At 63.7% G+C, this 8453-nt stretch carries 8 protein-coding genes and 1 other RNA gene; 8 read left to right on the plus strand and 1 reads right to left on the minus strand.

The genetic code is table 11. The annotated features are described in order from the left end of the window. From soxA to T281_RS14685, 6 genes are all read left to right on the plus strand, one after another. Nucleotides 1-707: sulfur oxidation c-type cytochrome SoxA (soxA, locus tag T281_RS14660; RefSeq protein ID WP_052037540.1), on the plus strand; the 707-nt coding region annotated here is incomplete at its 5' end. Between the two features lie 11 nt (nt 708-718). Beyond that, nucleotides 719-1555: a bifunctional hydroxymethylpyrimidine kinase/phosphomethylpyrimidine kinase gene (thiD, locus tag T281_RS14665; RefSeq protein ID WP_037240946.1), complete on the plus strand. Its 837-nt coding sequence runs from the start codon at nt 719-721 to the stop codon at nt 1553-1555. 152 nt (nt 1556-1707) lie between these two features. Further along, nucleotides 1708-2211, plus strand: a complete 504-nt coding sequence (locus T281_RS14670) for a hypothetical protein (protein WP_037240932.1) — start codon at nt 1708-1710, stop codon at nt 2209-2211. Between the two features lie 81 nt (nt 2212-2292). Then, on the plus strand, nt 2293-3498 hold the full coding sequence (gene rlmN, locus T281_RS14675; protein ID WP_037240949.1) for a dual-specificity RNA methyltransferase RlmN: 1206 nt from the start codon (nt 2293-2295) through the stop codon (nt 3496-3498). 103 nt (nt 3499-3601) lie between these two features. Further along, nucleotides 3602-4033, plus strand: coding sequence for a hypothetical protein (locus T281_RS17950; RefSeq protein ID WP_052037541.1), 432 nt, complete (start codon nt 3602-3604; stop codon nt 4031-4033). A gap of 148 nt (nt 4034-4181) precedes the next feature. Continuing rightward, nucleotides 4182-5063, plus strand: coding sequence for a hypothetical protein (locus tag T281_RS14685; protein ID WP_037240935.1), 882 nt, complete (start codon nt 4182-4184; stop codon nt 5061-5063). A gap of 215 nt (nt 5064-5278) precedes the next feature. On the opposite strand, the gene rnpB is transcribed toward T281_RS14685, so the two are convergent. Next, nucleotides 5279-5751, minus strand: an RNA gene (gene rnpB, locus T281_RS17955) — RNase P RNA component class A. 216 nt (nt 5752-5967) lie between these two features. Between rnpB and T281_RS14690 the strand changes: the two genes are divergently transcribed. Both T281_RS14690 and T281_RS14695 read left to right on the plus strand, forming a co-directional pair. Next, nucleotides 5968-7752 (plus strand): B12-binding domain-containing radical SAM protein, encoded by a 1785-nt coding sequence (locus tag T281_RS14690; protein WP_037240938.1) that lies wholly within the window; start codon nt 5968-5970, stop codon nt 7750-7752. A 195-nt stretch (nt 7753-7947) separates the two neighbouring features. After that, on the plus strand, nt 7948-8453 hold a 506-nt coding region (locus T281_RS14695), incomplete at its 3' end, for a MarC family protein (RefSeq protein WP_037240940.1).

The following is an 8453-nucleotide window of genomic DNA, read 5'->3' on the forward strand; positions in this document are numbered from 1 at the left end:
TGAAATATCTCATTCCCGGCGAGGAGTTTCTTCCGCCGTCCATCGCCGCGCAGCAGGCGGACGACTTCGACAATCCCGCCTACGCCCTCGTCGAGACCGGTGAGAGGGCGTGGTCCGCACCGGAGGGGACGCTCGGCAAATCGTGTCGCTCTTGCCACGGCTCGGGCAACAGAAACGGCGTCAGGCAGGCTGCCGCGACCTACCCGAAATATGTCGCGGGTTTGAAAGAGGTGATCACGCTGACCTCGCGCATCAACCTTTGCCGCAAAGGCAATCTGGGCGCAGATGTGTTGGCGGAAGACAGCACGCCGATGCTCGCGATGACGGCCTATCTTCGTTGGCTCGCGCGCGGAACCCCGGAAACGGTCGATAACACCGGCCCGGCGGCGGAACTCTTCGAGCGCGGACGCACTCTCTACCAGACGAAACAGGGGCTTCTGCAATTGTCCTGCGCGCAATGCCACCATGAGCGGTTCGGCCAGAAGTTCGGCGGAGACAGCCTCAGCCAGGGCCATCCCGTCGCCTACCCCGCGTACAAGCTCGACCAGCAGCGGGTGATTACGCTGCATGAGCGGTTCCGCATGTGCAACGCTCTGGTTCGCGGCAGGGGCCAGCCCGATGGCTCGGACGATTATATCGCGCTTGAACTCTTCCTGAACTGGCGCAGCCGCAACCTGCCCGTCACTGCGCCCGGCGTACGGCCATGAGCTCAGCGGCGATGACCGCTGACAGCACCGCCGCGACGGCAAAGACGCCGGCGGCGCTGTCCATCGCCGGATCGGATTCATCGGGTGGCGCTGGTATCCAGGCCGACCTCAAGACATTCGCGGCGCTTGGCGTCTACGGCGCAACCGCGATCACGGCTATCACCGCGCAAAATACCCAAGGCGTGACCGCCGTCCATCTCGTGCCGGGCGACATCGTCGCGGCGCAGATCGACGCGGTGTTCGCGGATTTGAACGTCCGCGCGGTGAAGACCGGCATGCTCGGCGGCGCGGAGCAGATCGAAGCAACGGCGGACCGGCTGCGTCACTGGGCGGGCGGCGTGCCCATGGTGGTCGATCCCGTGATGGTCTCGACTTCGGGCGCGCGGCTTCTCGAGCCATTGGCCATGCGCGCGCTGATCGAGCGGCTTTTCCCGCTCGCCGACCTCATTACGCCGAACCTCGCCGAAGCGGCCGCGCTTCTCGACGTTTCCATCGCGCGCACCGACGAAGAAATCGCGGTACAGGCGCGACGCCTCCACGCGCTCGGGCCGCGCGCCGTGCTGATAAAGGGCGGCCACGCAGGCGGCGCGACAGCCACCGACGTGCTTTTCGACGGGGCGCAGGTCCGACGCTTCATCGCGCCGCGCGTGCCCACCCGCAACACGCATGGCACGGGTTGCACGCTGTCATCGGCGATCGCTGCGCATCTGGCGCAAGGACTGCCGCTGGCCGCCGCCGTCGAAGCCGCGAAGGCTTATTTGCAGGGCGCGCTGCTGGCCGGAGATGCCTTCCGCATCGGCGACGGCGCGGGGCCGGTCGCGCATTTCTGGAAGATGCCGAAAATTTAATAAAACCGAGCGCACATGCGCCATTGCCGCCGGTTTCGCCGCGCCTTAACTCGATGGCAAGCGGGTTCGAAAACGTGAGCGGCGGATCATTCTTTTGCTGCAATCGGCGTCGAAACCGCAAAGATGTTCGCTGCTGCGAGAGAGGGATTTTCATGTTCAAGGCCGTTGTCGCAACCTGCACCGCCGCTCTTACGCTCGCGGCGGCCAATCCGGCGTTTGCCCTGTGTTCGAGCCAGGGGCTGGAACTCATGAAGAGCCTCGACGGCACGTGGAAGGGCAAGGGCGCGGTTACGCCCATCGGCGGCTCGCCCGAGCGCATCGCATGCCGCATCTCATATTCGCTGGCGGGCGGAGACAAGATCAACCAACTCATCACCTGCGCCGGAGCGGCGTGGAAGATCGAGGCGGCGAGCCGCGTGACCTGCACGGGCAATCGCGTCGAAGGGCTGTTTGAGGAAAAAGTCGCGCATAATACGGGCGCCGTCACCGGCAGCATCGACGGTAATCAGCTCGTCTTCGAGGCCGACAGCCCAAATTTCCGGGGAAATTTCCACGTGACGTTCAAGGCGACGGGGAGCCACATCGTCTCGATCACGCAATTCGACAGCGCAAAGGGGCGGCAGGTGCCCGTCGCTTCGGTGCAATTGACGCGCTGACCGGCCGCCGTTCGAGTTCACAAGCGCCGCAGAGGAAGAGCAGCGCTTGTGAAGCGGGCGCCCGTCTTCTATTTTGCGTTCATGACAACGCTTTTCGAAAATCCGCCCGTCGACGGCGCCGCCTTGGCGCTGAAGCCCTCGCTTGCCGGCATGTCGCGCCCTGAACTCATGGCTGCGCTCGCCGAGGCGGGTGTGCCCGCGAACCAGGCGAAGATGCGCGCCGCGCAGCTTTGGAACTGGACCTATGCGCGTGGCGCGACAGATTTCATGGCGCTGACCAACATCGCGAAGTCGCTTCGCGTCGAACTCGACGCGCGCTTCACGCTGGCGCGACCCGAGATCGCCGCCGAGCAGATTTCGGAAGACGGCACGCGCAAATGGCTGCTTCGCCTCGCGCCATCGCATCCGGCCGAGCGCCCGCCGGAAATCGAAACGGTCTACATCCCCGAGCCGGATCGCGGCACGCTGTGCATTTCGAGCCAGGTCGGCTGCACGCTGAATTGTTCCTTCTGCCACACGGGCACGCAACGGCTCGTGCGCAACCTCACGGCGGCGGAGATCGTCGGACAGATCCTCGTCGCGCGCGACCGCGTGGGCGACTGGCCGGACGCGGACGGCCCCACCGACCGGCACGGCATCCCCGAGTCGGAGCGCAAGATCACGAACATCGTGCTCATGGGCATGGGCGAGCCGCTCTACAATTTCGAAAATGTGAAGGCGGCTGTCGGGCTTGCGACCGATGCGGACGCGCTGTCATTCTCGAAGCGGCGGCTGACGCTTTCCACCTCCGGCGTGGTGCCGATGATGCACCGCGCGGGCGAGGAAATGGGCGTGATGCTGGCGATCTCGCTTCACGCCGTCCGCGACGATTTGCGCGACGAACTCGTGCCGATCAATCGCAAATATCCGCTGAAGGAACTGCTCGCCGCCTGCCGCGCCTATCCGGGGCTGTCGAACGCGCGGCGCATGACCTTCGAGTATGTGATGCTGAAGGGCGTCAACGACTCCGTCGCCGAGGCCAAAGAGCTGGTGCGGCTGCTCAAGGGCATCCCGTCGAAGATCAATCTGATCCCGTTCAATCCCTGGCCGGGGACGGCTTACGAATGCTCGGACTGGGCGCAGATCGAGCGCTTCGCCGATGTGGTGAACCGCGCGGGCTATGCGAGCCCGATCCGCACACCACGCGGTCGCGACATCATGGCGGCCTGCGGGCAGCTCAAATCGGCGAGCGAGAAGCTTAGGGCGAGCGCACGGCGCGGCGAAGCGGCCATCGACGCGGCGGTGTGATGCGGGCAGGTGATCCGCAAAAGGCGAACGCCGGTTTTGCGATAAGCATGCAGACGATTGGGGCGCGGCGCTTCAGGCACGCATGAGACAAACGGGGACGGCGATGAGCATTGGACATTTCTTTCGCGTGCTGTTCGCCGTCGTGCTGTCCGGCGTCATAGGCTGGATCTCGCTCGTCGCGCTGCATGCGGTGAAGCTCGTGAAAGAGGTCGAGCGGCTTCAGGCCACGGCCTCCGACGAAACCTTCATCTTCGACGCGAGTTTTGAGAACGCGATCCTCGCGCTTCAGGGCGGCGGTGCGGTGGTGCTCGCAGCGGCCATCGCGGGCGTGCTGCTCGGCGAAGTGCTGCGGTCGCGGTCGCTACTGTTCTATGCGGGCGCGACGGGCGCGCTGTCGGTGGCGCTCGCGGGCGCATTCTGGCGCGTGGACCTGACCTCGCTCACCTCGCCGGTGTCGGCTGCGCTGGTGATGGCGGGTTGCGTCGCAGGTACGATCTATTGGTTGATCGCGGGCTATTCAGGCCCCACGCGATAGCGTCGCCGAGGCGCCGCCCTTTGCCTCAACTGAGGCAAATTGGACCCAATCCGACTAAAATCGCATACAAACGACCGATTCCAACCTCAGCGTGGCCATATTGCTTCATTAATTGAGAGGCTGGGTAAGTTGAGTTGGGGCGTTTATCATGGGCGACTCGTGGCGTAATATTCTCGAAAGAGCGGCGACCAATCTCGCGGTGGATCTCGATCCGGCCGCGCCGTTGCGTCAACCGGAGCCACATCTGTCTTCCTCGCTGTCGCGACCGGCAGTACAATCCTATCGGTCGTTCGAGGAAAGCCGCGCGGCTCTGGAGCGTGAACTCGCTGCACTGTCGGCGTCGATTCCTACGGCCTACGTCCAACCCACGCAGGCACAGCGGGTGGAGGCTGGCCCCACAGGCGAAAGCGGCGCGGTTCGCACGGCACCCATCACGCGGCCCATCGCCGTAAAGCCACCTCAGGCGGAGTCGCGCAGGGCGAAACGGAGCCGCGCGTGGAGAAATGTCGCGGCGGTCTCCATCTCCAGCGCAGTGGTTGTTGCGTCCGGCTACGTGCTCGTCGGTTATTTCAAAGCCGGAGAAATCGCGCTACCGCAGATGCCGCGTGTGGAAAAAGCTTTCAACATCGACGTGCGTCCGGAAATCGCCGTCGCGCAGCCCGCGACAATTCAGGCGAGCGTTGAAGTGCCGGATGTCGAAGCGGCACCGGAATTGAACCAGGGCACCGAGGATGTCCTCATGGAGCGCGGACTAAGCCAACTCGCGCAGGGCGACGGCGCGGCCGGGCGCGCGGTTCTGGAAGTGCTGGCCCGATACGGGAGCGTGCGCGGCGCGCTCGCTCTTGCGGAAACCTACGATCCGGCGAACGTCAGGCATCGCCCGGAATGGGGCCTCGCGGCCGATGTCGAGCGCGCGCGCGAATGGTATCGCAAAGCGGCCGATCTCGGCAGCGTCAACGCCTATCAGCGTCTCAAGGAGCTTGACCGGACGAACCAGTCGAGCATGGCGCGGCAGTCTCACGCGGCTTAGAGCGTTTCCTTGGTTCATCGAAACGGAAGGGATTCCGATTTGCGGCGAACAGCGGTGTGAGGAGTTCCTGCGGCGCGAGGGTTTGCGCTTCAAAAACGATGTCTGCCCTCGAACAGACACCCCCCGGACGTCGCAAGGCGACGCCACGCTGGAAGGCGCGGCACACAAGCCTCGATCCGGCGAAACTCGTCCTTATCGACGAAACCGCAAGAAAAATTGCCAGTTGGCCTGTAAGCCGGGTTCTGTGCCGGCGGATTGCTCCGCCGCGATGGCCATTCATCTGGGACGCGCGTTGCCGCGCGCCTCAAGCAACCAACCCGGACGGCGATGCGGAAACGCATTCCGCCGCGAGCCGAAGCCCGCGAGCCGTGCCGTCCCTATTCGGTTTTGCTCCCGGCGGGGTTTACCGTGCCGCGTCTGTTGCCAGCCGCGCGGTGCGCTCTTACCGCACCCTTTCACCCTTACTGTATCGAAGGCCCAAGCCTGAAGCCGAACGGCCTCAAGCTGCGCAGAGCGCCATAGGCCCACGATAAAGCGGTTTGCTTTCTGTGGCACTGTCCCTGGGGTTGCCCCCGCCGGACGTTATCCGGCGCCGTGTTTCCGTGGAGCCCGGACTTTCCTCCATCCGCGCGTTCACGACCTTTCGGCCCACAAGGAACGTGCGAACAGCGGCCATCCGGCCAACTGGCCCCTTACGTATTGGGGCGAATGGCTGCGGCGTCAAGGGCGATGATGGCAAGCGCCTGTCGTTACGGCAACCGCGAGGCATGCAATTCTCAACGGCGCCCACGCTCGATTGTGTAAAATTCTGTTAACAAGCCATAATTGCATCTTGTATGCCAAACGCCGTGTCTCTAGAAGGGCAGAATATCCGATAACCTTGTTTTCTAGGCATGGGGCGGGCATGGACGGTACATCCGGCGAAATTTTTCACCTGATCCTGATCAAGCCCTCGCACTATGACGACGACGGTTACCCTATCCAATGGCTGCGTTCCGCCATCCCGTCGAATACGCTCGCCTGCCTCAACGGCATCGCTGAAGACTGCAAGGCGCGCGCGGTGCTGGGCGAAGATGTTGAGCTTTCCATCGCGACATACGACGAGACGAACCGGCGCGTGCGCCCCGACGCGATCATTCGGTCGATAAAGCCCGGCGAGAGGGCGCTTGTCGCCATCGTCGGCGTACAGACGAACCAGTTCCCCCGCGCCGTCGATCTCGCGACGACATTCCGCAAGGCGGGCCTGCCCGTCGCCATCGGCGGATTTCACGTGTCCGGATGCGTCGCCATGCTGCCGGACCTGCCGTCCGACATACGCGCGGCCCAACAGCAGGGCATCAGTCTCTTCGCGGGCGAGGCGGAGGACGGGCGCTTCGACATCGTGCTTCGCGACGCCTATCAGGGCACGCTGCACCCGCTGTACAATTTCATGTCCGACCTGCCGGACATGACGCATCAGCCGCATCCCATGCTGCCGCGCGAGCATGTGCGGCGGACGCTCGGCGTCACCTCAAGCTTCGACCTCGGCCGCGGCTGCCCGTATCAATGCTCCTTCTGTACGATCATCAACGTGCAGGGCCGCAAAAGCCGCTTCCGCTCGCCGGACGACCTCGAAGCCATCATCCGCCAGAACCACGCGCAAGGCATCCATCGCTTTTTCATCACCGACGACAATTTTGCGCGCAATCGCAACTGGGAAGCCCTGTTCGACCGCGTCATCGCGCTTCGGGAGCGCGAGCGTATCAAGGTGAAGTTCACGATCCAGGTCGACACGCTTTGCCATCAGATCCCCGGCTTCGTGGAGAAGGCCAGCAAGGCGGGCGTGTCGCGCGTCTTCATCGGCCTCGAAAACATTAACCCGGACAGTCTGCTCGGCGCGAAGAAGCGACAGAACAAGATCACCGATTACCGAGCGATGCTTCAGGCGTGGAAGAAACGCGGCGTCGTCACCTATGCGGGCTACATCATCGGCTTTCCGAACGACACGCCCGAAACGGTCGCGCGCGATATCGAGATCATCAAGCGCGAACTGCCCGTCGATGTGCTCGAATTTTTCATGCTGACGCCGCTCCCCGGCTCGGAAGACCATCAGACGCTCTATCGGAATGGCGTCTGGATGGACCCGGACATGAACAAGTACGACATCAATCACGCCGTGACGCATCATCCGCGCATGACGTTGGCGCAGTGGGAAGAAACCTACCGGGCCGCGTGGCACTCATTCTACTCGCCCGAGCACATGAAGACCGTGATGCGCCGGGCCGTAGCTTGCGGGATGAAGCCGGGCAAGGTCATGATCATGATGTACTGGTTCTTCTTCTCGATCCAATATGAGGGCGTGCATCCGCTCGAAAGCGGTTATCTACGCCTGAAATACCGCCGCGACCGCCGCCCCAGCCTGCCGCGCGAAAGCTGGCTGTCGTTCTATCCGCGCTATTTCTTCGAAACCGTTCGCAAGCATGTGCTGATGGGCTACTGGATCGCGCGCATGGACCGTTGGCGGCAGCAGATCATGCGCGACCCGAACCGGAAAGCCTATTTCGACCTCGCGCTTCAGGCTGATGTGCCGGACGAACTGGACAACCTCGACATGTTCCAGACCACGCGCGGAGGCACGGAGGCCGTCACCAAGCGGCGAGGCGAGGACGCGGCGCGTGAAGCGATCAAGGCGCGCGCCGCCGCCGAGTAACCTGGCGGGCGCCGCCACAGCTTTTGGATTTTGCGGATCCTCGGGCGAGGGTGGCGGGCGGTTGTGTCGGTCGTTAAGCCGCCTGGCACGCCACGCAACAAAGCGCGCGTCCACATTTGCCTCGTGCGCGAACCTCGCCACAATCAAGTCCATCTCGTTGACGCTTCCCCAAGCCTTGCCTGCTACCACGGGCGAATGTTCGAGGTCGCCCTGTCCGCTTTTGCGATGTTCTTCGCCACGATCGGTCCGGTCGAGGCTGCCGTGCTGTTCGCCTCCTTCTGCCCGAGATGCGACCGCGCGGAGCGGCTTGCCGTCTCGTTGAAAGCCATCGGCATCGCCACCGGCATCATTCTGTTCTTCGCGCTGTTCGGCTCGGAAATCCTCGAAGCGCTCGGCGTCACCATGCCTGCCCTGCAAACGGCGGGCGGCATCATCCTCGGCCTGATCGCGCTCGACATGATCTTCGAGACGACCATCGCGGGCAGCACCATTACCATGCCTGAGAGCGACGAAGCCCGGATCAAAAGCTCGGGCGAGATCGCCGTGTTTCCGCTCGCGACGCCGATCCTCGCGGGGCCGGGCGCGATGTCCGGCGCGATGGTGCTGATGGCGAATGCGAGCGGGCAGCCATGGCATCAGGTGGCTATCGTCGGCGCGCTGTTTGCAGTTATGGCGATCACGTTCATCCTGATGCTAGAGCG

This window comes from Rhodomicrobium udaipurense JA643, from assembly GCF_000636015.1.
Taxonomy (GTDB): Bacteria; Pseudomonadota; Alphaproteobacteria; order Rhizobiales; family Rhodomicrobiaceae; genus Rhodomicrobium; species Rhodomicrobium udaipurense.